The 23,969-nt window shown below is 59.1% G+C and carries 14 protein-coding genes and 5 pseudogenes; 8 read left to right on the top strand and 11 right to left on the bottom strand.

Translation table 11 applies throughout. The features are described 5' to 3' along the window. Nucleotides 1-140 precede the first annotated feature (140 nt). The 5 genes and pseudogenes from XH90_RS37280 (at nt 141) to XH90_RS37260 (ending at nt 8,271) form a co-directional block, all read left to right on the top strand. Complete coding sequence (locus XH90_RS37280; protein WP_164933829.1) at nt 141-941, top strand: IclR family transcriptional regulator C-terminal domain-containing protein; 801 nt, start codon at nt 141-143, stop codon at nt 939-941. A 25-nt stretch (nt 942-966) separates the two neighbouring features. Next, on the top strand, nt 967-4,722 hold the full coding sequence (locus XH90_RS37275) for a hydantoinase B/oxoprolinase family protein (protein ID WP_128958244.1): 3,756 nt from the start codon (nt 967-969) through the stop codon (nt 4,720-4,722). A gap of 16 nt (nt 4,723-4,738) precedes the next feature. Continuing rightward, nucleotides 4,739-5,440 carry a ribonuclease activity regulator RraA gene (locus XH90_RS37270; protein WP_128929700.1) on the top strand — a complete coding sequence of 234 codons (702 nt, stop codon included), beginning with the start codon at nt 4,739-4,741 and terminating at the stop codon, nt 5,438-5,440. 46 nt (nt 5,441-5,486) lie between these two features. Next, nucleotides 5,487-6,688, top strand: a pseudogene (locus XH90_RS37265) (pyridoxal phosphate-dependent aminotransferase). Between the two features lie 236 nt (nt 6,689-6,924). Next, nucleotides 6,925-8,271 carry an IS5 family transposase gene (locus tag XH90_RS37260; RefSeq protein WP_128929701.1) on the top strand — a complete coding sequence of 449 codons (1,347 nt, stop codon included), beginning with the start codon at nt 6,925-6,927 and terminating at the stop codon, nt 8,269-8,271. 174 nt (nt 8,272-8,445) lie between these two features. On the opposite strand, the gene XH90_RS37255 is transcribed toward XH90_RS37260, so the two are convergent. From XH90_RS37255 to XH90_RS40045, 11 genes and pseudogenes are all read right to left on the bottom strand, one after another. After that, nucleotides 8,446-9,855, bottom strand: coding sequence for a DUF2130 domain-containing protein (locus XH90_RS37255; protein ID WP_128929702.1), 1,410 nt, complete (start codon nt 9,853-9,855; stop codon nt 8,446-8,448). A 107-nt stretch (nt 9,856-9,962) separates the two neighbouring features. Then, nucleotides 9,963-10,283, bottom strand: a complete 321-nt coding sequence (locus tag XH90_RS37250; RefSeq protein ID WP_128929703.1) for a hypothetical protein — start codon at nt 10,281-10,283, stop codon at nt 9,963-9,965. Between the two features lie 167 nt (nt 10,284-10,450). Further along, a complete protein-coding gene (locus tag XH90_RS40055; protein ID WP_371746381.1) occupies nt 10,451-10,537 on the bottom strand; it encodes a hypothetical protein in 87 nt (28 codons plus the stop codon). A 70-nt stretch (nt 10,538-10,607) separates the two neighbouring features. Next, nucleotides 10,608-10,796, bottom strand: a complete 189-nt coding sequence (locus XH90_RS39490) for a hypothetical protein (RefSeq protein WP_232995589.1) — start codon at nt 10,794-10,796, stop codon at nt 10,608-10,610. Between the two features lie 65 nt (nt 10,797-10,861). After that, a pseudogene (locus tag XH90_RS39485) lies at nt 10,862-10,960 on the bottom strand (hypothetical protein); the annotation flags it as partial. A gap of 1,120 nt (nt 10,961-12,080) precedes the next feature. After that, entirely contained in the window at nt 12,081-12,521 is a 441-nt protein-coding gene (locus tag XH90_RS37235; protein ID WP_128929705.1) for a VirK family protein, read from the bottom strand. Between the two features lie 197 nt (nt 12,522-12,718). Beyond that, nucleotides 12,719-13,693, bottom strand: coding sequence for an IS4 family transposase (locus XH90_RS37230; protein ID WP_232995590.1), 975 nt, complete (start codon nt 13,691-13,693; stop codon nt 12,719-12,721). Then, a complete protein-coding gene (locus tag XH90_RS40050) occupies nt 13,690-14,205 on the bottom strand; it encodes a transposase DNA-binding-containing protein (RefSeq protein WP_232995591.1) in 516 nt (171 codons plus the stop codon). Before XH90_RS40050 ends, XH90_RS37230 begins: the two co-directional genes overlap by 4 nt. 190 nt (nt 14,206-14,395) lie before the next feature. After that, nucleotides 14,396-14,822, bottom strand: a pseudogene (locus XH90_RS37225) (transposase); the annotation flags it as partial. 428 nt (nt 14,823-15,250) lie between these two features. Continuing rightward, nucleotides 15,251-15,415: pseudogene (gene tnpB, locus XH90_RS37220) on the bottom strand (IS66 family insertion sequence element accessory protein TnpB); the annotation flags it as partial. Nucleotides 15,416-15,525: 110 nt separating this feature from the next. Beyond that, the gene (locus tag XH90_RS40045) at nt 15,526-15,840 is read right to left on the bottom strand and encodes a transposase (RefSeq protein ID WP_128929707.1); all 315 of its coding nucleotides are present in this window, start codon (nt 15,838-15,840) and stop codon (nt 15,526-15,528) included. Between the two features lie 2,043 nt (nt 15,841-17,883). On the opposite strand from XH90_RS40045, the gene XH90_RS37210 reads away from it, so the two are divergent. The 3 genes and pseudogenes from XH90_RS37210 to XH90_RS37200 all read left to right on the top strand — a co-directional run bounded on the left by XH90_RS37210 (nt 17,884) and on the right by XH90_RS37200 (nt 23,960). Continuing rightward, nucleotides 17,884-20,529 (top strand): PAS domain-containing protein, encoded by a 2,646-nt coding sequence (locus tag XH90_RS37210; RefSeq protein WP_128929708.1) that lies wholly within the window; start codon nt 17,884-17,886, stop codon nt 20,527-20,529. Between the two features lie 1,271 nt (nt 20,530-21,800). Then, complete coding sequence (locus XH90_RS37205) at nt 21,801-22,499, top strand: response regulator transcription factor (protein ID WP_128929709.1); 699 nt, start codon at nt 21,801-21,803, stop codon at nt 22,497-22,499. A 70-nt stretch (nt 22,500-22,569) separates the two neighbouring features. Beyond that, nucleotides 22,570-23,960, top strand: a pseudogene (locus XH90_RS37200) (type II and III secretion system protein family protein). Nucleotides 23,961-23,969: the final 9 nt, after the last annotated feature.

Raw genomic sequence — 23,969 nt, 5'->3', positions numbered from 1 at the left:
GAGCGCAAAATGGACTTTGGCTGGTTGTCAGACGTCAGCTTCGACCCATGCAGGCACCTGCCGAATCACTGCACGCCGCAGATCGTCGTAGCCGACGCGGCAGAGACCCGGGGCTTCCGTCCAGCCGCGGAGAATGCAATATGACGAAGTTGCGAGCCGAAGACACCGAAAGACGTCAGGCAGCGGGCCGCGGGCCCGATTTCCTCGAAGTGCTATCGCGCAGCCTGAGCGTCATCGAGACACTTGGCAATCATCGCGAGCCTCCGACTATCAGCGATCTGGCAAGGGCGACGGATCTTCCCAAGCCGAGCGTCCGCAGGATCCTGCACACCCTGACCACGCTTGGCTATGCAGAGACTTCGGGTCGTACTTTCAGGCTGACGCCAAAGGTCGTCCGTTTTGCGACGTCCTACCTTGCGAGCGGCGGTCACGCCCAGGTGCTGCAGCCTGCCTGTGAAGAGCTCTCGCGGATCACAGGACAATCCTGTCTGGTCGGCGTCCTCGACGGCGCAGAGGTGCTCGTCGTCGCCTACACGATGCCCGAACAACTGATGTCGCGATCGCTAGGGGTGGGCACGCGGTTTCCCGCCTACTGCACCGCGGCCGGTCGCGTGCTGCTGGGCCAGAAGACCGAAAACGAGCTCACCTCCTACTTGGCGAAACTGAAGCCGGTCGCACAGACAGAGGCGACGCAGACCGATAAAGCAGTCATCAAGTCCGAGATCATGGCCGCGCGCAAACGCGGCTACAGCGTGATGGAAGACGAGTTCGTCATGGGATGGCGCACAGTTGCGTTCCCTTTGTATCGGCACGACGGCTCGATCTTCGGAACGCTTAATCTCAACTGCAAAAAATCGCCTACGCTGACCAATGACGAATTCGACCGCTTCGTCGGATTGTGCGGACGGAAAGCGGAATCATTGAAGTCGCTTCTCATATGAGCACCGGATCTGTCGGAGACATTCCTTGACCAAGAAGATCGAAACCCGCCTTGCCATTGACATCGGCGGCACGTTCACCGACGTGGTGCTCGATGGCCCCTTCGGCAGGGTCACCCGCAAGGTCCTCACTACGGTTGCGCAGCCCGAGGTCGGGTTGATGAACGGCGCGAAGCAGCTTCTCGCGACGGTCAACCTCGACTTCTCGAAAGTCGACGTCTTCATCCATGGCACGACGCTTGCGACGAACGCGGTGCTCGAACGTAAAGGCGCGAAGACGGCACTAATCGCGACCGCTGGCTTCCGCGACGTGTTGGAAGTCGGCAGTGAGGGGCGTTACGACCAGTACGATCTGCAACTAACCAAGCCTCTGCCGCTGATACCCAGAGAGCGCCGCTACACCGTGGCCGAGCGCATCGACGCAAAGGGCGACGTCAAGCTCGAACTGGATCTCGCGGAGCTCGCCGAAATCGTCAACAAACTCAGGAAAAGCCTTGTCGAGAGCGTGGCGATCGCTTTCCTGCATTCATATGCGAATTCGGAGCATGAACGGAAGGCCGCGCGCTTCCTCGCCGGGCAGATGCCCGACCTGTCGATCACAATGTCGTCCGACGTCTGCCCGGAAATCCGGGAGTACGAACGCACGTCAACAGCGGCCGCCAACGCCTACGTGAAGCCGCTCATCAACGGCTATCTTGAAAGGATGGAGGCGGCGCTCACGGCAGCGGGCTTCACCGGTCGGCTTTTCCTAGTGACGTCCGGAGGCGGTCTGACTTCCATCGAGACCGCCAAACGCTATCCGATCCGGCTGGTCGAGTCCGGCCCCGCGGGCGGAGCGATCTACGCCGCACAGCGCGCCCGCAGGCTTGGGGACAAGCGGGTCGTCTCTTTCGATATGGGCGGTACGACCGCAAAGGTCTGCCTAATTCAGGACGGCGAGCCGGTCACCGCCAACTCGTTCGAGGTCGACCGGACGCACCGCTTTATGAAGGGCAGCGGGCTGCCGCTGCGGATCCCAGCCGTCGAGCTCGTCGAGATCGGAGCGGGCGGCGGATCCATCGCAGGCGTCGACCGGCTCCGCAGGGTCACCGTCGGTCCGCAGAGCGCGGGCTCGCAGCCGGGGCCGGCCTGTTACCCGGGTGGTGGGTCCGGGGCGACAGTGACCGACGCCGACCTCGCGCTAGGGCTCTTGGATCCCGGCGCGTTCGCGGGCGGACGAGTTCAACTCGATCCGCAGGCAGCCTCCCGTGCGCTCGACGCCGCCGTTGGCAAGAAGCTCGGCCTTTCGAGCAAAACGGCGGCCTTCGCCATCACCGAGACCGTGTGCGAAAGCATGGCGAGCGCGGTCCGCGTGCACGCAGCCGAACGCGGCGAGCCCATCGCCGACTATACGATGATCGCATTCGGCGGTGCGGCCCCACTGCACGCCGCTTGGGTTGCCGAGAAGGTCGGCATCCGCAAGGTGGTCGTGCCGCGCAACGCGGGCGTCGGCTCGGCGGTCGGATTCCTAGAGGCGCCGATCTCCTTTGAACTGATCCGGAGCAAGCACGTCAATCTCGCTTCCGTCGATCCAGCCGAGATCGGCGCTTTTCTCGACGCCTTGGCGGCCGACACCATCGCCCTGGTGAAGACCGAGGGCGCAGAGCTCGTCGAGCGTTGCGTGGCGCACATGCGCTACGTGGGCCAGGGTCATGAAATCTCGGTTGTCCTGCCGGACCGGTCCAAGCCTCTGACGGGCACCGTGCTGCGCGAATGGTTTGAGGATCTCTACGGACGCCTCTTCACCCGGTTCATTCCGGGCGCTGCCATCGAGGTCCTGAGCTGGTCGGTGACTGTCTCGACGACGCGCAAATCCGTCGAACCGACAGCTCTCATTTGGAACATCGGCGAGCCATCGGATGCAGGCGTGCGCGAGGTCTTTGATGGCACGGCCTCGAAGTCCATCGTTGTCCCCGCCTACAATCGTTCGCAGATGGCAAATGGATTGACCATCCGCGGCCCGGCACTCATCGTGGAGGACGAGACCACGACCTTCATCACATCACGCTTCTCCGCCTCCATCGACGGGGACGGCAGCATCGTCATGCAGCGGATCGCCGCCTCGGAACAGGCGGTCGAAACCCGAAATCTAAATTCCGCGATCCACCATCAAGTCCTCTGGAATCGTCTGCTGGCCCTCGTTGAGGAGCAGGCGCAGATTCTGATCCGCACCGCCTTCAGTCCACTAGTCCGCGCCTGCGGCGACGTCTCGGTCGGCGTATTCGACCTTTACGGCCGGATGTTGGCGCAGGCCGTGACCGGCACGCCGGGCCACGTGAACACGATGGCAGAGTCCGTGAAACACTTTCTGGGTCGCTTTCCGACCACAACGATGAAGCCGGGCGACGCCTATATCACCAACGACCCGTGGCTCGGAACCGGCCACCTCAACGACTTCGTCGTTGTCACGCCTTGCTTCCACAAAGACAAGTGTGTCGCTCTGTTCGCCTGCACCAGCCATCTCATGGACATTGGCGGGCTGGGCGCGGGGACTGAAGCTCCGGACGTATTTGCGGAAGGTCTCTACATTCCGTTGATCAAGCTAATCGACGCCGGCACGGTCAACGAGACGCTCATGGCGGTGATCGAAGCTAACACGCGGCTTCCGGTCGACACCATCGGGGATACCTACTCGCTCGCGGCGTGCAACGATGTCGGCGTCAGGCGGCTTCAAGAGACAATGACAGAGTTTCGCCTCGATGATCTTTCGGAGCTCGCCGACTTCATTCTCGAGCGCTCCCGCCAAGCGGTGCTTAAGGAGATCGTGTCGCTTCCGAAGGGAACTTGGAGAAACGAGATGATCGTCGACGGCTACAACGAGCCGCTGACGCTCCGGGCCGCACTGACGATTAACGAGGACGGCATCGTTGTCGACTTTGCCGGCAGCGCCCCCGCGGTGATTAAGGGCATCAACGTTCCCTTGACTTACGCGACCGCCTACACGTCCTTCGCCATCAGTTGCGCCATCGCTGACGACATTCCCAACAATGCCGGATCTCTGTCCCTGTTGAAGGTCCTCGCGCCGGAGGGTTGCATCGTCAACGCCAGGAAGCCCTCGCCCGTCGGAGCGCGGCACGTGATCGGCCAGATGCTGCCGGATCTGGTGTTTGGCTGCCTCTTGCAAATCCTGCCGGAGCGCATCCCCGCCGAGGGCAGTTCGTGCATGTGGAATATCGCACTGCGCGGGACCTTCACAGTCGGAGAGCGCAAGGGGCGCAACTACTCGTTGACGGTTACCACCAGCGGCGGTATGGGAGCCCGCTTCACAAAGGACGGCTTGTCGGCGACAGCGTTCCCAACGGGCATCCAGTGCATGCCAATCGAGATCGCGGAAACGCAGATCCCCTTCGTGTTCTGGCGCAAGGAGCTCCGCATAGACAGCGGCGGTCCGGGGCGCACGCGCGGTGGTCTCGGCCAAATCATCGAGGTCGAGAACGCCGACGGCACCGCGTTCCGGCTCAGCGCCGCCTTCGAGCGCGTCAAGAATCCGGCGCGAGGACGCCTGGGCGGCGAGAACGGCGGGGCGGGCTATGTCGGCCTCGCGTCCGGACGGCCGATCGCCGGCAAGGGGCTTCAGACGATCGAGGCGGGCGACCGGCTGGTGATCCATACGCCCGGCGGTGGTGGTCTCGGCAACCCGAAGGAACGACCGGCGGCGTTGATCGAGAGGGACGTCTTCGAAGGACGTCTGTCGCAGGAAGCGGCCGCTCGTCTTTACGGCCACCGCGACCGCGAAGCTTCATGATCGAAAGAGAGCGGCGATGACGAATATTTCGACTGAGGCCCTGCTAACCCTCGAAAAGACGGCCGTCGCGACCGTCTCGACTGTCCTTCGGCAGAAGGGCTTCGCCCGTGTCTCGCTGCGCGGACCGCGGGCGCTGGTGGAAGGGCAGAAGCGCATCGCGGGGCCGGCCTACACGATGCGTTTTGTGCCGGCGCGCGAAGATATCACGACGACCATGGCCGTAGCCGGCCCCACGTCGCCGCGCACGGTCATGGAGAAGATTCCCGCCGGCGCCGTGGTGGTCGTGGATGCGATGGGGCTGCGGTCGGCCGGCGTGTTCGGCGACATCATCTGCGCTCGGATGCAGACGCGAGGCATCGCAGGTCTTGTCACCGACGGAGCGATACGCGACCTCGTCGGCATGAAGAAACTCAATTGGCCGATCTGGGCGGACGGCACCACCGCGCCGCCCTCGCCGTCCGAGTTCTTCTGTGCCGACACGCAGGTCGCGGTGGCGTGCGGCGGCGTTACGATATTTCCCGGCGACATCGTGGTTGCGGACGACGACGGTGCCGTCGTCGTGCCGGCCGCGATCGCAGAAGCCGTTGCGGTCGAAGCCTTCGAGAAAGATCGCTTCGAGGAGTGGGTCTACGATCAGGTGAAGGCGGGAGCATTGCTCGACGGTCTATATCCACCGAACGATGCGACCAAGGAACGCTACGCGAAAGAGAGGCGCTGATTCTATCGTCAGCGCCCTAATCAAAGGATTTTTCCAGGAAAGCAAGATGTCATTCGTGTCCGACGCGCTCGAGCGCATTCAACCCTCCGCCACTATCTTCGTCACGCGCAAGGCGCGCGAACTGAAGAAATCCGGCTGTGATGTCGTCTTCCTCTCCGTCGGGGAGCCCGACTTCGATACGCCGGACAACATCAAGGAGGCCGCCAAGGCGGCGATCGATAGGGGCGAGACCAAGTACCCAGGTACGCCCGGCGTGCCGGCGCTGCGGGAGGCAGTTGCCGCGAAGTTCAAACGGGAGAACGGGATCGACTACAAGCCGAGCGAAACCATCGTCGGGACGGGTGGCAAAAACGTGATCTTCAACGCGCTCCTTGCGACGCTCAACAAGGGCGACGAGGTCATCATTCCCGCGCCGTATTGGGTCAGCTATCCGGATCTCGTCCTGTTTGCTGGCGGCAGGCCAGTTTTGTGCCAACTTGTCTGTCTGACGGTTTCAAGGTGACCGCGGCGGCGCTCGAGGCGGCCATTACACCGCGCACGAAATGGCTGATTCTGAACTCGCCGTCGAACCCGACCGGTGCCGCCTACAGCGGCGATGAATTGAAGGCTCTTTCCGAGGTGCTGGTCCGGCATCCGCACGTATGGACGCTGTCGGACGACATCTATGAACATCTCACCTACGGCAATTTTGTCTTTACCACCATGGCGCAGGTCGAGCCGGCTCTCCGCGACCGAGTCCTCACGGTCAATGGCGTCTCGAAATCCTACGCGATGACCGGTTGGCGCATCGGTTACGCGGGTGGGCCCGAGAGGCTGATCAAGGAGCTCGAAAAGCTGCAGAGCCAGCAGACGTCGGGTGCCTGCTCGATCGCGCAATGGGCGGCTGTCGAAGCGCTAAACGGCCCGCAGGATTACATTGCCAAGAGTCGTTCTGTCTTCAAGGAGAGGCGCGATCTCGTCGTGTCGTTGTTGAACGAGGCGGATCATCTCAAATGCCCGGTTCCCGACGGGGCCTTCTACGTCTACCCGTCCTGTGCAGACGCGATCGGAAGGAGCACCCGCTCCGGTAAGTTCCTCCGGAACGACGAGGATTTTGCCGCGGCACTCCTCGAGGAGGAAGGCGCCGCGGTCGTGCATGGCGCCGCGTTCGGCCAGGGGCCGAATTTCCGATTGTCTTATGCGACCTCGACCGAGGTTCTCCTTGATGCCTGTGCACGCATTCAGCGGTTCTGCTCAGGGCTCAAGTAGGTCGGTTGTTGCGGGCGCCCAGGGTACGCACCTCAAGCCGCTACTCGCGCAGTTCGTCGCAAAAGTTAGTCGTCCGTGAAGAGCGGCTAAACGACTGAGCTGGGATCGCATTATTCGTTGTTGCCTGTTTTGGGATTGCAGGGTTTTGATGCTTCGGGCATCGGAACCCTGCAATTTCGTTTTGAGGATTCCATCGAATCGCCAGTCATGATTCCGTCCTCGCATCGGAGGTGGCGATGCGACCGAAGAAGCCCAAAGCGACGGGATCGGGCGATCTGTTCCGGGCCAGGCTGGACCAGATCATCAACATGAAGCACGAGCTGGTTCAGCTCGCCGGCAAGGTCGACTGGGACTGGATCGACGGCGAGATCGCGCCGCTCTACAGCGAGAACGGTCGGCCGGGCATCGCGACCCGCTTCATGATCGGGCTCTTGCTGCTCAAGCACATTTACGGCCTGTCCGATGAGGGGGTGTGCGAGCGCTGGGTCCACGACCCGTATTTCCAGTACTTCACCGGCGAAGAGTTCTTCCAGCACGCCTTCCCGCACGAGCGCTCGGACCTGAGCCACTGGCGCAAGCGGCTCGGCGACAAGCTGGAGCTGCTGTTGGCCGAGAGCCTGCGGGTGGCGCACGAGGCCGGCGCGTTACGCAGCCAGGACCTCAAGCGGGTCACAGTCGACACCACGGTGCAGCCAAAGGCCATCACCTTCCCGACCGATGCCAAGCTGCTGCACGCGGCAATCAAGGGGCTCAACCGCCTGGCGAGGAAGCACGGGGTCAAGCTGCGGCAGTCCTATCTTCGCATTGCCAAGACCGCGGCGATGATGGCGGGACGCTACGCCCACGCCAAGCAATTCAAGCGGCATCAGCGGCAGTTGCGCATCCTGCGCAGCCGGTTGGGCCGGATCATCCGCGATATCCGCCGCAAGATCGAAGGTCAGGCCGTGCTCGAGAACGCCTTCGCCCTGCCGCTCGGCAGGGCCTCGCAGATCCGCTCGCAGCAGCAGCGCCAGCGCGGCTGGAAGCTGTATTCCTTCCATGCTCCAGAGGTCGAGTGCATCGGCAAGGGCAAGGCCGCCGCACCCTACGAGTTCGGTGTCAAAGCCTCCATCGTCACCAACAACCGCCGTGCTCCAGGCGGCCTGTTCGTGCTGCACGCCAGGGCGCTACCCGATAACCCGTACGACGGTCACACCTTGCGGGACGTCATCGACCGCACCGAGACACTCACCGGCTGTGCGATCGAGCGGGCCTATGTCGACAAGGGATACCGCGGCCATGACGCGCAAAATCCTCGTCGCGTCTTCATTTCCGGCCAGAAGCGCGGCGTCTTCGGTGTCATCAAGCGCGAGTTGCGCCGCCGCTCCGCCATCGAGCCCATCATCGGACACCTGAAGACCGATGGTCACCTCGGCCGATGCTACCTCAAAGGCCGCCCCGGCGATGCGGCTAACGTCATCCTCTCCGCCGTCGGTCACAACTTCCGCCGGGTCCTCGCCTGGCTGAGGGCTCTTTGGTGCCTGATCCTGACCACCTTCATCGCGGCCGCCAGCGACCGCTCATCGCTACAATCGGCTTCTTAACGGACGACAAGTTAAGGACAATGTGATTGCGACCGCGCCGCCGGCCGCCATTGCGGCAATCGTCGCCTTGTTTTTGGTCATATCTTCGGCTAACGGCCCGCCTTCTTCAGTCAGGCCGTGACATCGTGAATTCGAAAACACGATTTTACGCGCAGACTCAATACTTCGACCGCCTCACTCCGCGGCTTCGGCAGGCGCGCTCTTAAGCTCCGCAAATTTCGCAGCCATTGTCGGATTGCCCCGAGTTAGCTTCTTAATCGTCACGTCCTGTGCCTTGTCATTGGCAAGACGCAGGTTGCGATCCGCACCGATCAAGGCATCCTTCGTCTTCTGCAGATGATCGATCGACTTGTCGATCTCCGTAAGAGCCGTCTGAAAGTGCCGGGAAGCAAGATCATAGTTCTTTGAGAATGCGGTTTTGAACGATTCGAGCTGGTTCTCAAACTGGGTTATATCGACATTCTGCGCTTTCACGAGCGCAAGCTCGGTTTTGTACTTCAGCGAATTGACTGCCGCGTTCCTTAGGAGCGTAATCATAGGCAGGAAGAACTGCGGCCGGATGACATACATTTTTGGGTAGCGGTGGAAGACGTCGACGATGCCGGCATTGTAAAGCTCGTTGTCCGGTTCAAGCAATGAGACCAAGATAGCGTACTCGCAGCCCTTCTCGATGCGATCCCGGTCAAGTTCTTTGAGAAAGTCTTCGTTTTTGCTTTTCGTCGCGGTCTTATCGCTCTCGTTCTTCATCTCGAACATGATCGAAATGATTTCAGTGCCTGCCTCGTCCGAGTCGCGGAAAATGTAATCGCCCTTGCTGCCGGTCCGCGCGTCGTTGTCCTTCTCGAAATAAGCGCGCGGAAAAGCCATCGACCGGACCCGGTTAAACTCAGTCTCGCAGTGTTGCTCGAGGGTCTCGCCCACCATCTTGGTCGAGAGGCGGGCCTTCATATCCTTGAGACGCTCGATGGCGTCGTCGCGATCTTTGATCTGGGTTTCGTACTTATCCTTCAACGATTGCTCGGAGAGCTGCTTTTCGAGCTGTACTCGACTGATGCCGCTTTTCAGCTCATCACGCTCTTTTTCGAGGGCACCTACCGCTTCAGTCACGGCGAGCTTCTTCTCAAGCTCAACTGCCTGAACCTTCGCCTTCAGATCCTGGATCTCCCTTTCCTTGGCAGTAGCAATCTTGTGCTGCTCGCTCGCCAGGAGCGCGTCAGCAAGCTCCGAGGCCGCCTTCTTTTCGCGCTCGGACTCAGCTAGCGCGTTCGCGAGTCTATCCCGCTCCTTTTCGACGGCGCTGAGCGCTTCAGCAACCGCGAGCTTCTGGGCAACGCCGCTCCCCTCAAGCTTGGACTTTAATTCCTGGATTTCAGCGTCCTTAGCAGCCGTGGTCTTCTGCAGATCGCTGCTTACCTGGGCCTTGGCCAATTCAACGGCGCTCTGCTTGTCACGCTCGGCCAGCTCCAACCGTTCGTGGAGCTGCTGAGCGAAATCCGCGTCACGGACTTGCTTCAGGATGTCCGCGTAACCGGCTTCATCAACCTTGAAGGCCTTGTCACAGTGGGGACAGATGATCTCGTGCATGGTTCCTGGCCGGATCGTGGCGCTGCTGTTGTCATTGAAAAGGGACGGACCGGCAGAATCGGACCCCAGGAGAACAAAATTAGAACGAGCGAACTTGGAACGTCAAGTCAAGCCCAGCAAGTTCTGGGCGCTTTGCTTGGACTATCCCCCGCTTTCATGAACGCCATAGGTCGGCCCAGATCACGACATTCGCTTTGATGACCACCAGTGCTCATGTCAATCAGAGTGTCCATTCCGAATCGTCCTTGCGGCAGGGCGGTATTGATCCCGACTGTGTTCGCGTCGCTGCTTTGCGCCGCGCTAAAACACGACACGGCCACGCTCCCCTCCGGCCAGCGCATCCAGATCGACCTTCGCCTGGCGGCACGAGCATCGACAATAAGTACGCCTCGATCGCGCGGATCGTCGCGCAGCGCCGCGATGCTCATGCGCTATTTCGAGCATATCGCGGCCGCGCCTGCTACGTTCAAAGTAGCTTTCGAGTCATTCTGCCGCAGTTGTCCCGCCGCCTGCGGGCGCCGTGCTTCTTCCGGACGGACTAACCTCCAATCCAGCCCCTCGAAAAAGGCCGCGAACATCGCCCGCGACATCCGCATCACGCCGTCCGCAATCGTTGGCCTCGGTTCGATCGGAACACGAAGGCCGCGCCGAGGAACGGGTCGAGACGAAGCATCTCCTGCACCTCCGTCGCAAGCCCATCATGGCCGCCGCGGAAGTCGATCGGCCGCGTTGCAAATCCGCACCAGCCGCGATCATCGTGACGCTCGCACCGCACGGATTACCCGGGACAGCTGCTCGGCATCAATGGCCATATCCGTCCGCAGCACGACATCGCCGATCGCGATCTCAAGCTTGATCGCCGGAACCTGACGCTCCTCCAACGCACCTTCCACGACCAGCGGCGCGAATGTCGGCTGCGACGCTTCGCACGGCGGCAACATGTCTCGCTGTCGCAACCCCCTCGCCAATCGTAGATCTGCCAGCGCGTCGCTCCGTGCTTGCGCGCCACCTCGGACACCTGAGCACCGGGCAACAGACTCTCGGCGACGATCCGAGCTCTCTCTGTCGCGCGGCGATCAGGGTGGATGGCGCCACCACCGTGCATTCGTGGCCGAGCGATTGGATCAGACGATAAAGGCCATGGCCCGTCGGGCCGGCCTCGTAACAGAAGTGGATGCGATTAAACCGGCTGGCGAATCCACACTATAATACAATACGGCGCACGTTAACGTCCGAAGCATCGACTTCACCGAAGAAGCGAACCCCTCCCTCCCAGCCTGCCTCCGCAATCGCGACGGCATTTCTCAGTTTGGCGACACGATTCCAACAAATGCTTCCCTATAATCCGCCACGGCGCCTCGGCTCGGACCTAAGCAACCTCGGACACGCAGTGTAGGGCGAACGACCCCACCGGCAGAGACGGACATGCGGTCTTACAATCAATTCCTGCCATGACGATGAGATCAATCTATTCCTTTACCGCTTGGAGCGATGAGGCCGGCTTCGACCAGCAGTTTTCCCCGAGAGAGTTCCATCACCCATGTCGTGAGCCTGACTACCATCTCGGGATATATACTCCTGCGAACGTTTAGCATGGCGCCTTGCGCCGCCTAGTGCAAGGCGCACTGGCCCGGCACTCGCGACGTTCTGACCACAACGTTCTGCGTAAGCGGCCCCCCTAGTGTCGGCACGCCCCCGGGTAACTGTTGCAAACATACTGGCCAAATGGATATGGAGCAAGATCTTCACATCCATTAGGGTCGCCGACGCAAGGACTTGATGGTCCGGCTCCGAGTGCATCGGCGTTGAGATGCTGTCTTGCGACGTAGACGAAAGACGTCGCCGCCAGCGCGAGGGCGAGGACGATCGCCGATATAATCCAAACGTTCTTCATTCCAGCCGTAACTTCCTTAGGTTGACTCGGTGACGCTTAGCCAAATGGTAACAACGCGGAGCTCAACTCGAGCGCAATTGAGCTTTCATTTCTTGGCTGCTCCACACCTCGGCCTTTGTGATGGCGAGGCTCTTCGCGTCTCCGGCTTGCGACCAGTCAGCGGCAGTCGACTCCGAACGGGTAAGTCGAGCTGCAAACCACGTTCTCATCTGCTCCGGTCAGCAAATCTCTTGAGATCGCGCCGATCACGATCTCTGTTGCGCTTCTTTGCTGACGCCCCGGGTGGCCGATGCCGAACGGCAGCTCGGCCCCTCGACGGCGGCTATTGCCCTTACCAAAGGAACTTCGCGCCGTCTGGCAGCTCGCAGACAAATTCACCCTGGATCACGGCTTCGGCCGCGCCAGCAACCAACTTTGAGGCCTTTACCTTGAGCTTGCCTTCGCGGTTAAGGCTGTGGCGGATGTATTCGGTAACAGGGTGTCCTGAGTCGTCCAAGGTTTGATGCACATTGGCGAAGCTGATTCCGTTCTGCGCGCTAACCCTGAAGGCGCTGATAATCAGACCACCTTGCATGGCTGGTCCGGGCTGACCGCCATCAACGGTTGTGCAACGATCGAGATCTAGTATTAGCGTTACTACCTTGCCGGCCCGCAGGGCACTTAGCACGTCTACATATTTTGCAGAAGGCTCGCCGGCCTTCGCTGTCGTGCTTACGCTTGCCACTAAAAGCAAGGAAGACAGTCTCGTTAGACATGTGATATTGAGCCGCATATGCTCTTCTCCAATACAAGACTCACATACGTAGCAGTACCCGTCTCGTCTCGTGCTCGGAGACTTTGGCGGGCACCGAACGTCAGGCGAACGTCGCCGTTGCGATAAACAGCATGCGCTACTACCGTACGCAAGTGGTTGCGAACGCAAACCTAACGTCACAATCTCGTATGTAAGGTACGCATACGACGAAGCTTTCAATTACCCACATTTCCAGCCGCTGCAATTTCGGCACCGAGTTTGATATCTGTGAGTCTCGAGAGACAGCGCCAGATGACAACATTTCCCGGTGGCGGATCGGCTGCCCGGGCCAAGTAGCCCCCTAATCGTGCAAGTTTGGTAAGATAAAATGCAAGGGTTCCAGGCCGACATCGTCGATGGCTGGCGCCGCTGATGAGTTGATCGAGCAATGCGATCTCGGTGTCTGTCAGTGCGAGCTTCGGTGACGCGTTTGGGGCGAGGCGATTGAGCATGGTGAGCCAGAGGACGCGCCAGCTGAGAATGCAGAAGACTGCCATTAGATTGGCAAGTCGCTCCGCGGTCCGGAGTTTTGAGTCTTCCGCCTTACAACCCGATTTCAGGATCTTGTGGAACGCCTCGATTTTCCACCGCATGGCGTACCAGTTGATCTTCTCGATTGCCTCCGAGCGCCTGCGGACGGCTAGGTCCGTGATGAGCTTCCACTCAATCGGTTTACGGCCCTTTGGCGTACCGCGCTCAGTGGCATGGATTATAGTAAGGTCGAGGGCTGGATAATGTTTCTGCTTCCCGATGGGAGGCAAGACCGCGATCCGCTTGAACTTGATTTCCAGCGCGGCCTTCGTCGTCTCGCCCTTGTCGTTGCGCACGTCGATGTAATGCAAGCCTTTGACGCTGGTCTCTTCCATCTCGGTTGCAATCGTATGACCGCCATCGCCTGCCAGCCGATCGACGCAGGCGCGGACAAGGAAGTGAGCGCCAAGCTCTTGCGTCAGGCAATACAATTCGTCGATGTCGCTTTCACGGTCACCGATATGAATGCAACGCTCCGGCTGTCGGAGCCGCTCGATCGATTGCCTGAGATTGTCGAGCCAGCGAACGCTCTCCTTCTTCTCGATCGGAACGCGGGTCGGGTTGATCTTCTTCTTGAGCTGCGCCCTGCCTTTGAACTTTTTTCGTGTCCAGAACTTCACCGCCGCCAATCCCAGCGGCAAGCCTCGACAGTCACAGCGAGACTGGAATGCATCAGCATTCCGCAGACCGTGTGATGGCGCCAACGACCGTCCTTGTTCCGACCGCTGTTGACGCTCTTGGTTAGGCCAATGGCGCTCGTGTTCGCGCGTTGATAGGAGAATTCCGTCGTGTCCTGAATGAGGAGAATTGGGCCTGTACAATCATCGTAACGTGCGCGTGTGGCGGCGAAGTGGCCGCTGAGGATGTCGGCTTCCTCCACGCGCTCGTTGGCGAAGAAGCGGTAGGCCGCCTTCGTGTTCGCCCAGTCCTGACGCGCGAACGGTATGCTCCCGCCCATACCGTCACCAATTTGCTTCAACAGCTCGCCAAATCGTTGACCAAGACGAGCATCCTTGAAAGCTGTCTTGTCGATCTCGCGCTCCGTCCAGTGTTCGACGGCGCTTTCATCACCATCATCCTGGCGACCATCCGGGCCGGCCGACCAACGAGATGTCGTTCCACTTGAACACATCAAGGCACCTCGCCGTCGCGATTCAGGTGCTCGACAATGAATCACAAGCGATTCATCCGATTCAAGATTTTTCGATCAGGGCTACCGCAATCGAATAAAGCATTCGTGGGTAATTGAAAGACGACGAAGGTCGCCTGATTGACGCATGCGCGCGGGGGCCGGGTAGCGCTATGATAGCGCTGCGTGAAGGTTAGGCAGCTTGCTGATCGGTAGGTTCGTCGGCTTGGCGCGGGAGCTTCCATTCCCAGGGCAGCAGTTCGTGCAGACGCGAAGCGGGAAGATCGACGATCCGGGCGAGGACGTCGGCAAGCCCGGCTTTGGGATCGACATCGTTAAGACGACAGGTAGTGATCATCGTCAGCATGATGGCGGCGCGTTCGGCGCCGCGCAGGCTGCCGGCGAAGGTTCAATTGCGCCTTCCCAAGGCGATGCCGCAGCGCTCTTTCGGCGGCATTGTTGCTGAGGCAGATCCTGCCATCGTCGAGGAAGCGCGCAAAGTCGGCCCAGCGCCTGAGCATGTAATTCATAGGCTTCAGGACCTCGGAAGAGCGCGAGAGGGTTTCTCGCTCGCGCAGCAGCCAGGCGTGCATGTCGTCGAGCAGCAGCTTGCTTCGCGGTGTGCGCCGCTTGAACTTCTCCCTTGGCATCACAACGACTGGTTCCTGCAGTTCTCTACAAGAGCCTGTATCCAGATCGCGTCCCCTAAACGCCGGTCGCCATCCGCGCAGTAATCCAGGCGTCTCACGGATTGATCTCAGGGATGGCACGCGCCCCTGATTTTGGCGACGCCTTAGTAATTTTCGACGCGTCATCGGAAGATTTGCTTTCGCTCGCCTTCTGGATACGTACCTGCCCCGTAAACCCGGGACTTTTGCAACACTTGCTGATGACCGCGCCTTTTAAACGAAGCCACAGTGTCGTGGTTTTGCACCTGCGCCTGGAACACCGATGCAGGAGGGCCGTCCTCCATCTCTCATAAAGCTGTACGCATCAAATTCGGATATTCACCTCCTTCATGCTCTGCAGCACACCGTGCCAGATCACCTTTCACAAGATCGCTTCGGCGACCACGGAAGACGAACAGGTGACCGCTGAGCGGGTCCTTGCGCAGCACCTCCTGCACTTGGCGCGCCAAGGACGGAAAGCCTCGGCGCATATCCGTGTGGCCGGTCGCCAGCCACACTCGCGCACCCGCCGGAACCGGAATCATCGGCGCACCAAAGCATCGAGAACACGACGCAGCGCGTCTCCATCACCATCCCTGGAATGCGCACTCCATCAACCTCGCCATCGATCCGGATGCGGGGTCCGGTACCAAGATCAATCTCGATGATGCCTTGGCTCTTCCGTCGACGCCCCGATGTCGTCGCCAAAGGGGCTTCGGCAACCTCCCGCGGCGGCACAGACGGCCGACTCTCGACCGGCACGAACGGCCGCTATACTCGCTTCACCGTGCTTACAAAGCTCTTTGCGCCACCGGAACAGCTGGCTCACATGAAGGCCGGCCGTGCGAGCCACCTCGGAAACATTGGCTCCGGGCTCGAGCGATGCTGCAACTAGCCGTTCCTTCTCATCCCGCGACCACCGGCGCCGCCGCTCGACCGATGTGATCACCTCCGCCCTCGAAATCGTCATAGCGCTTCTCCTAGGATTACCCCTAGGACCTGCAGCGTTCGCCTCCGTCAAACAAGGCGGCCCTCAACGGAGGAATACTATGTAAGTGTTACGAGCGGCACACACTTTGCAATATCGTTCGGCACTATCAATCCGGCGAAAGGCGAAGGGCAGCACGCGCACTAAACGACGAGGTCGATGATCTTCTATGTCAGCGCCAGGGGACTTACCTAATTCCGCATTGAAGATTAGCCTCTGCATCCGCGCTCGTGCTTGACGCGAGACGATTCATGATCCCGTAAGTCGAGTAACGATACGGAGGTCAGCCGTCGTGCTCTCTTGATCCCTAAATTGCATCCTCTCGACACGACGCCCCACTAGACGCGGCAAGCTCAGAAGCGTGACATTGAGGACACTTGGCGCCACATCGCTCACCTCGTCCACGACATCCAGCCTCGCGAATGCACCTGAATGCATTTCGACAACGCTTGCGAACACCCAAGTGGTCCGGACATAAAGCGCTATGTGACAAACAGAAAGCCGGCCTTAGCGGCTGGTTTCTTGAAGGCGACTAACCAATTTGCATCCAGATTGCTTGTTCTTAGGGTCGCCAGCCCCGATGCTATCCGTTTCCGTTCGGAAGTCTAAAGCCTGGCGCATCTTGACATGGGCACAGCGGACCTTGACGGCTTGATTAGACGAACGGCCACGGCGCTGGCCCCAAGCGCACTTGCGCGGGCCCACAAAAATGTTGGCCAAACCGTCTTCTCCCGCCTATTGCAAGGAGAATACAGCATATCAGTCCACTCGCCTGCTGCGCGCATTCAGCGTCATTAAAATCGGCCTTTGTGAACTTCAGCGCTTGGGCTCCGCCCCTTGCACGACGAACCCGCCCGGCTGCGACATGGCGACGAGGCGCGCCGCCGGCGGAGGAGCTGGCTAGTGACCTATTGTGGGTACCTTGGCTGATAGGCCTCGATCCGATCGAGGCAAGTTGAGAAAGCAGTGCCGCATCTGCGACTTCGCGACATCGCCAAGCCGCCAGCTTTCGCGGATAATGTCGAGGAGGTCTCCATCTTGACAGCGTCGGTCCATTTGCTGGCGCCCCCTTGCGCGAGGCCGTCGGCCGACCATTCTATGGCTCCCTTGGCGCCGACCGTTGGACGGACAATAGCGGCACGTGCCAAGTCAAGCGGCTGGCGTCCAACGCTCGGCTACCCCTCCTGTGCAACTCGAGCTGTCTGCACGCGTACACATCTTAGAAACGTTGCCAGCTACCTTCCCAAAGGCAGCTACCAATCCCGAGAAGCTCCGGGGTATCGCCGATATAGGAAACGTGAATCAAATTCTGGCCCGAATGAGCGAGCCAATTCAACAAAGGAATTGGACTTCAGTTGGTCGGAGGCATCTAGGCGGTTTGCCTTGAGCAGATCGACAAGACCGAATTAATCTCCATGGCGCTGCCTAAAATTACGGCGAGCGTCAAGGCTTGCAGGTAGACAGCGAGCTATACGGAGAGCAGAAGGGGCGCTGTGGACGAGAACGTTAGGACAGCCACCAGCCTTACAATCGGATGGCTCGAGCACATGACAAACCTGAGGAGAGCGATCCGGATCGAACCGCCGGCACGCTCTCGCGATTGGCTCACACTAGCCCGTCCACCCTCTTCCTCTCCATCAGAAGGAGCCGCTCAAAAGGCTTTCGCCCGGCCCTTTCCGGAACGACACACGGCCTCCTCAAAATCCCTGAGACTCAGCAATGCCCCGCGGCCATCCGTCCACCGTTTGGTTTTGCACTCCTCTGCCACTCGCCGCGGCAATCCAGATTGTAGCATTGCCGCCAACGAGGAGGACCGCTAAAAGCACGATACGCCATTGATTTACTATGTGAGCGTACGATTTCTACCATGTAAGAGAACTATACGAAGGTTTGTAATGCGCCTTTTTTTTTGGCTATGCTGATTTCGGCGGCCGACGTAGAAAGCGCTCAGGAGCGCTTGTCCGGCGGCTCGAACAAATTCCTGCATTTTAATCATCCCGCCAGAAGGGCCGGACGGATACAAGCATGTTTAATTGGCTCATCGCGTTTGGACGTTCATCGGCGCAATTTATTTTGGCTAGCATTACGCTCGCGGCATTGACGCTAGCTTCCTTGTATCTTCATAGCCCTTTCGCAGCCACAGCGCTTGTCTATTTGGTCGTGATTTTGGTGTTTTCGCTGATTGGCACTTTCGTCGCATCGTTGGCGCTTTCCATAGTCGCCGTCAGCGCTTTAATTTACGTCCTCACGTTCAATCCCCAGATCGACGCCCCTCACGAGCTTTTGGTGATTATCGCTTTCCTTACTGCGTCCATCATCGGAACGCGCCTGATCGCAAAACTCCGCTACGAAAAGGAAGCAGCGCGTGAGGTCGCCGCCGAGCTAAGGCACAGCGCGGACGATCTGCGCAACCGAGAGAAACTCTGGCGCGAGATCTTTGAGCATAACCCGGCCATGTACTTCATGGTCAATGAAACCGGAACCGTCCTGAACGTCAATAGTTTCGGCGCGATCCACCTCGGCTATACGCCCGCGGAACTGATCGGCCAATCGGTGTTCAGAGTCTTTCTGAAAGACGATCGCGAGGTCGTTCGCAAATCCATCGAGCGATGCCTTACATATATCGGCCAATCGCGTACATGGGAAATCCAGAAAGTCCGTAGGAACGGCTCGGTGCTGTGGGTGCGCGAGACTGCCAAGGCGATCTTGTGGGCCGACGATAAGCCCATCGTCCTCATTGCCTGCGAAGATATCACCGAACAGAAGCGGACGGTTCTTGCTCTTCAGCGGAGCGAAGCGCATTTGGCTCAGGCGCAAGAATTGAGCCACACAGGCAGCTTTGGCTGGAACGTGGCCACCGGCGAGGTCTTTTGGTCGAAGGAAAGCTTTCGGATATTCCAGTATGATCCAGAGACCAAAGTAACGGCGCAACACGTCATTGACCGCACTCACCCAGAAGACAAGACTTCTGTCCAAGACACTTTGAATCGGGCCCTTCGAGGCGAGCATTTCGAGCACGAATACCGATTGCTGATGCCCGACGGCTCGATAAAGTACATTCACGCGGTGGCACGTGCTACGAGAACCGCGTCCGGGAATATCGAGTTTGTCGGGGCGGCCACGGACGTCACGACAGCAAAGCAGACGGAACAACAACTGCGCCGTAGCGAGGCCTATCTGGTCGACGCGCAGCAGCTCAGTCGCACGAGCACCTGGTCGTGGGACTGCAACCGTCGCTGTTTTGCTTATCGCTCCGCCGAAGTCAGTCGTCTATTTGGCTTTGACCCGGATGAGCCGGTGACCATTGAGGCCATCCGATCGCGGATTCATCCAGACGACTTGCCGCGGCAACAGGAAATCCAACGTCAGGCCATTGAACAAAAAACAGGGAATTTTGAATACGATTTCCGAATCTGTCTTCCCGACGGCGCGATACGACACATACATGCTGTTGCGCACGCCGTGCTGGCAAGCGATGGCTCAACTGTCGAACTCGTCGGAACGCACATGGATGTCACTGAGCAGCACGCAGCCAAACAACAATTGGAAGACACTCTTGCTGCGCTACGCGAGAGCGAGCAGCGCTTTCGTGACTACGCCGCAACTGCTTCTGACTGGTTATGGGAGACCGGGCCGGATCACCGGTACACCTTGTCGGAGCACACCAACGCTACGGACCTCTTGGCAAGAGCGGTCATCGGCCTGCGTTGCTGGGAGATTGCGAGCGACGTTGAAGAAGAGCCCGAGAAGTGGCGGCAGCATGAAATAACGCTAAATGCCCATCTTCCATTTCGCGATCTGGTCTATCGTACCGTGGGGAGGACCAGGTCACCAATCTACTTCCAGAGCAGCGGCAGGCCCTTATTTGATGTAAGCGGCCATTTTCTCGGCTACCGAGGCGTGGCCACTGATATCACGGCGAAAGTTCGCGCCGATCAGGCTGAACAAGGACTGCGAAAGGCACAGGCGGATCTTGCGCATGTGACGCGCCTGACGGCGCTGGGGGAACTAACAGCCTCTATCGCCCACGAAGTGAACCAACCGCTCACGGCCATAATCAGCAACGCCGATGCGTGCCTTGGCTGGCTACGTCGCGAAGCTCCCGACATTTCCGCCGTGCACAGATCCGTAGAGTGGATCATTGATGACGCTATGCGCGCAAGCGAAGTGATTCGCAGGGTCCGCACACTCGCGAGGAACGGTGATATCGAGATGGTAGCGCTAGACATTAATGAGGTTGTGAACGACTCTATCGCGCTGGTAACGCGTGAGCTGATTAACCACCAAGTGACCTTGCGAACTGAGCTAGCACCATCACTTCCCAAAATTCTCGGTGACCGGGTTCAGCTGCAACAAGTAATCATCAATCTGGTGATGAACGGAGTAGAGGCCATGCAAGCTGTTGACGACAGAGCGCGCGAACTGATGATTCAGTCATCCAGAGACAATGAGAGCCGCGTGCAGCTCTCCGTGACTGATAGCGGCGTCGGCATCGCTGAGGGTGATAGGATCCGAGTCTTAGATCCGTTCTTCACCACCAAATCTACCGGCCTTGGAATGGGTCTGTCGATCTGCCGCTCGATCGTAGAAGCTCACGGAGGCCGCCTGTCGATCGTCCAGAAGCAAGAGCCGGGCGCATCCTTTCAATTTGTCCTGCCAGTCGTGTCATGATTGGAATTTGACTAGCCGTGTGAAATCGGGTCGACAAGTACGATCGTGCTTATTGTCGAAAGCTAAACGGCTCGATGCCTCGACGAAACTTTCGCTCGGCATATCTGGATATCGCCGCATTCGGATCGGCTCACGGAATGCTGCAGGGCACACCTTCGGGTCGCATGGCCATCGGGTTCTTGACACCGACTGCTGGGACCGTGAGTTTGTATCTAACCTGGCGAAGTTGAATGTTCACCCCGCATGAACCTCAAACTGAGGAAGGCGAAGCGTTCGATCGGATCGCAACAGAATCGAAGCTGAGCAGACGATCACGACGCCTCGCTGGCAAGCAGCTTTGGCACTGGGCACCACCGGCTCCGATTCAGGGCGCTTTCGCGTGCTTCCCGCTCGACGGCCCGAATGCCGCTTCCGTCCGCAGAAGGATGCACGAGCTGAGCAGCAGACCACTCGTTAGATAGCGAAGCGCTGGCGATTAGCCGCAGTCTCAAGAGCTAACGCTGCGGGTTCCCTAGTCACACCGCCGGCGCCTTCAGGGCCTTGAGTGACGGCCTTAACCGCTTTCCGGCCAGATTCGCCACAAATTCCATCGGTACTTTTTGAAGGGGTCGATCCCTTTCGGGGTGTCAGCCCTAAGAAGCTGAGTTCCTTCAGCAAGCGCGTCGTGCCGCTTCGGCTTGACCGTACAAGCTGATCAGCTTGGACTTGCACGCGTTGCTGTACGAAATCCCCGGCGCCGCGATACGATTATTACGGCTCCTCGATCTGGCCGAAGCGGAAAGAGGACGAGACGTTCGAGGCCCCCTCCTTCAAAGCGTTGAGCCGATGGGACGTCCTGGGCCATAGCGGAACACATTGACGCACAATCGAGCGCCGGCACCCAACCTGCGCGTCAACAGCGACGCCCGATGCTCGCGGTTCTGTTTTTCGACGCGGCAAGCCAACGCATAAGAGCGTTGCTGCTTCCGCTTATTCATCGGCTCGCGGCGAGCTAGGCGCTGACTCTCCGCGCCGCTACGTGCATTCCCTTTGCAACCTATTCGCGGCTTGGATGAACACTATCAAGAAAATTGATTTTTCGATCCTACCTGAAGCCTCGTAAGTCGTATCCGTTCTTTACAAGGAGGACGCAGCTACTCGTGCGGTTCGATTTTCTCTTCAGTCAAATGCTCGACAATTGCAGCTGCTCGACCAGGCGGGGGGATCATCGTAGCTCCGTGCCGACAGTGATGCGCTCAGGCCTCGACACAATCGCACTATAGGCGACCACAATGCGAATCCTACTGGTCGATCAGGACGCCGCCTTCGTGCGAGCCGCCAAGAAAACCCTGTTCGTTCGCGGTTTTGCCGTGGACCTCATCTCTACTCTTGACGAAGCGGAGACCGCGCTGAGTTGTGCCAGCTATCACATTCTCTTGCTCGAGTTGGCTCTGCCGGACGGAAATGGATTGGACTGGTTGAAACAGTTGAGACGTGAAGGATATTCAATGCCTGCCATGATGATGAGCAGCCTGAGCGATCTTGAGACCAGGATCGCGATATTCAATGGTGGCGCCGACGATTTTCTTCCTAAGCCGGTGTCTATCGATGAGCTTATTGCTCGAATGCGCGCCATTTTGCGACGATCGACGCAATTGACGGCACCCGTGATCACCTTCGGGAACTTACATTTCGATCCTATTGGCCGGCAAGTCTCAGTTGACGGTCGGCCACTCAGAATTGCGCGCCGCGAAGTCTGCATTCTCGAACATCTGCTCAGCCGAGCAGGCCGCACCGTGCCGCGAGCGTTGCTAGAGGAAAGCCTCTATGCGTTTGACGATGAAGTCTCGACCAATGCCTTAGAAGTCGGGATCTATCGATTGCGCACACATTTGAGCAAGTCCGGCACAACGCTACGAATCAAAACCGCGCGCGGCGTCGGCTACGCGCTTGAACTGAAGAACGATCCGCTGCCTTGCCGCCACACTTGAAAACGACGCTCAGTTGAAGTTCCCCCTTGATGTTCGCAGCTGCCGATGGCCGACGGCGGTCACCTCAGCTATTCGCTCGCGCCTTCTGTATGTCGTTTGCTCGCTTCCTCTCGTGCTGCCGCCCACTACCGCAGCTCAGATAAAGCGCGACCCTAATCAGGCGTCGCCACGGTCAACAACTGACAGCCTTAGCGGGGTCTTGAATCTTTCCTCCTCTCAGGGCCAGACGATTCATCTTCCGGCGCCGGCGGCCAGCATATTCGTTGCCGACCCAACGATAGCCGACTACCAGGCCCCATCGAATACAACCATCTTCGTCTTTGGAAAACAGTCGGGACGGACCAGCCTATTTGCTTTGAACGACAATGGAGAAGCGTTAGCCGAGTTACGTGTTGTCGTTACCCAGCCTATCGAGGATTTGCGTGCTGCACTAAAGGCTGAGCTCGGGGACCATCCGATCCAAGTCACCTATACGCCACGCGGCGCAATTCTGAGAGGGACAGCACCAAGTGTCGACGTCGTTGAGCGCGCCAAGAAGATTACCGAGCAATTTCTGGGCGCGGGCGCGCTGGTCGTCAACAACATCCAAGTGGCCGGCTCATTGCAAGTGACGCTTAGCGTGCGCGTGGCGGAAGTCTCGCGCAGCGCCGTGAAGGAGCTTGGCATCAACCTCTCTGCATCGGGCCAAAACGGAGCGGTCATTTTCGGGTTTAGCAGTGGCAAGCCTGGCGGTTCCGGTGCGAGCCGGGGTGGCGGCACGGCAAGTGTCGGAGTCGGCGTTGGCAGCACGAACATCAGTGCTGTACTTGACGCCCTCGCCAACGAGCATCTCGCGTCGGTATTGGCGGAGCCAACTCTTACCGCGATGTCCGGCGAATCAGCAAGCTTCCTGGCAGGCGGCGAATTTCCAATTCCGGTCATGCAGGACAATCGTCAACTCTCAGTTCAATTCCGTCAATTCGGAATCAGTCTGGAGTTCGTTCCGACCGTTCTCAGCAACAATCAGATCAATATCCACGTCAAGCCTGAAGTCAGTGAGTTATCCAAAGAAGGTGAAGTCAATATCAACGGAATGTCTCTGCCTGGCCTCTCCACGCGACGTGCCAGTACTGTTGTCGAGCTTGCCAGCGGTCAGAGCTTTGCAATCGGCGGGCTCATAAGACGCAATTTCAACACCGACATCAGCACGTTTCCCGGGTTAGGCGATGTCCCGATCCTTGGTGCACTGTTTCGGTCCTCCTCATTTCAGAAGCAGGAGACGGAGCTTGTCATCGTCGTTACCCCTTACATCGTGCGGCCAGCATCATCTGCCGCCAAGATAAGCGCGCCGACTGACCGCCTCCGGCCGCCATCAGACGGGGGGCGCATTTTAACGAATACGTTGGCGCGTCCCCCGCGAAGCCGCGAGGCTCCCGCACCGAACCAGACGCGACCGGCGGAGCCGGCTTTGTTATCGAATGAGGACCGCTA

It is taken from the genome of Bradyrhizobium sp. CCBAU 53338, assembly GCF_015291665.1.
Taxonomy (GTDB): Bacteria; Pseudomonadota; Alphaproteobacteria; order Rhizobiales; family Xanthobacteraceae; genus Bradyrhizobium.
The sequence above is the reverse complement of the archived record's forward strand: the minus strand, read 5'-3'. Positions and strand labels throughout refer to the sequence as shown.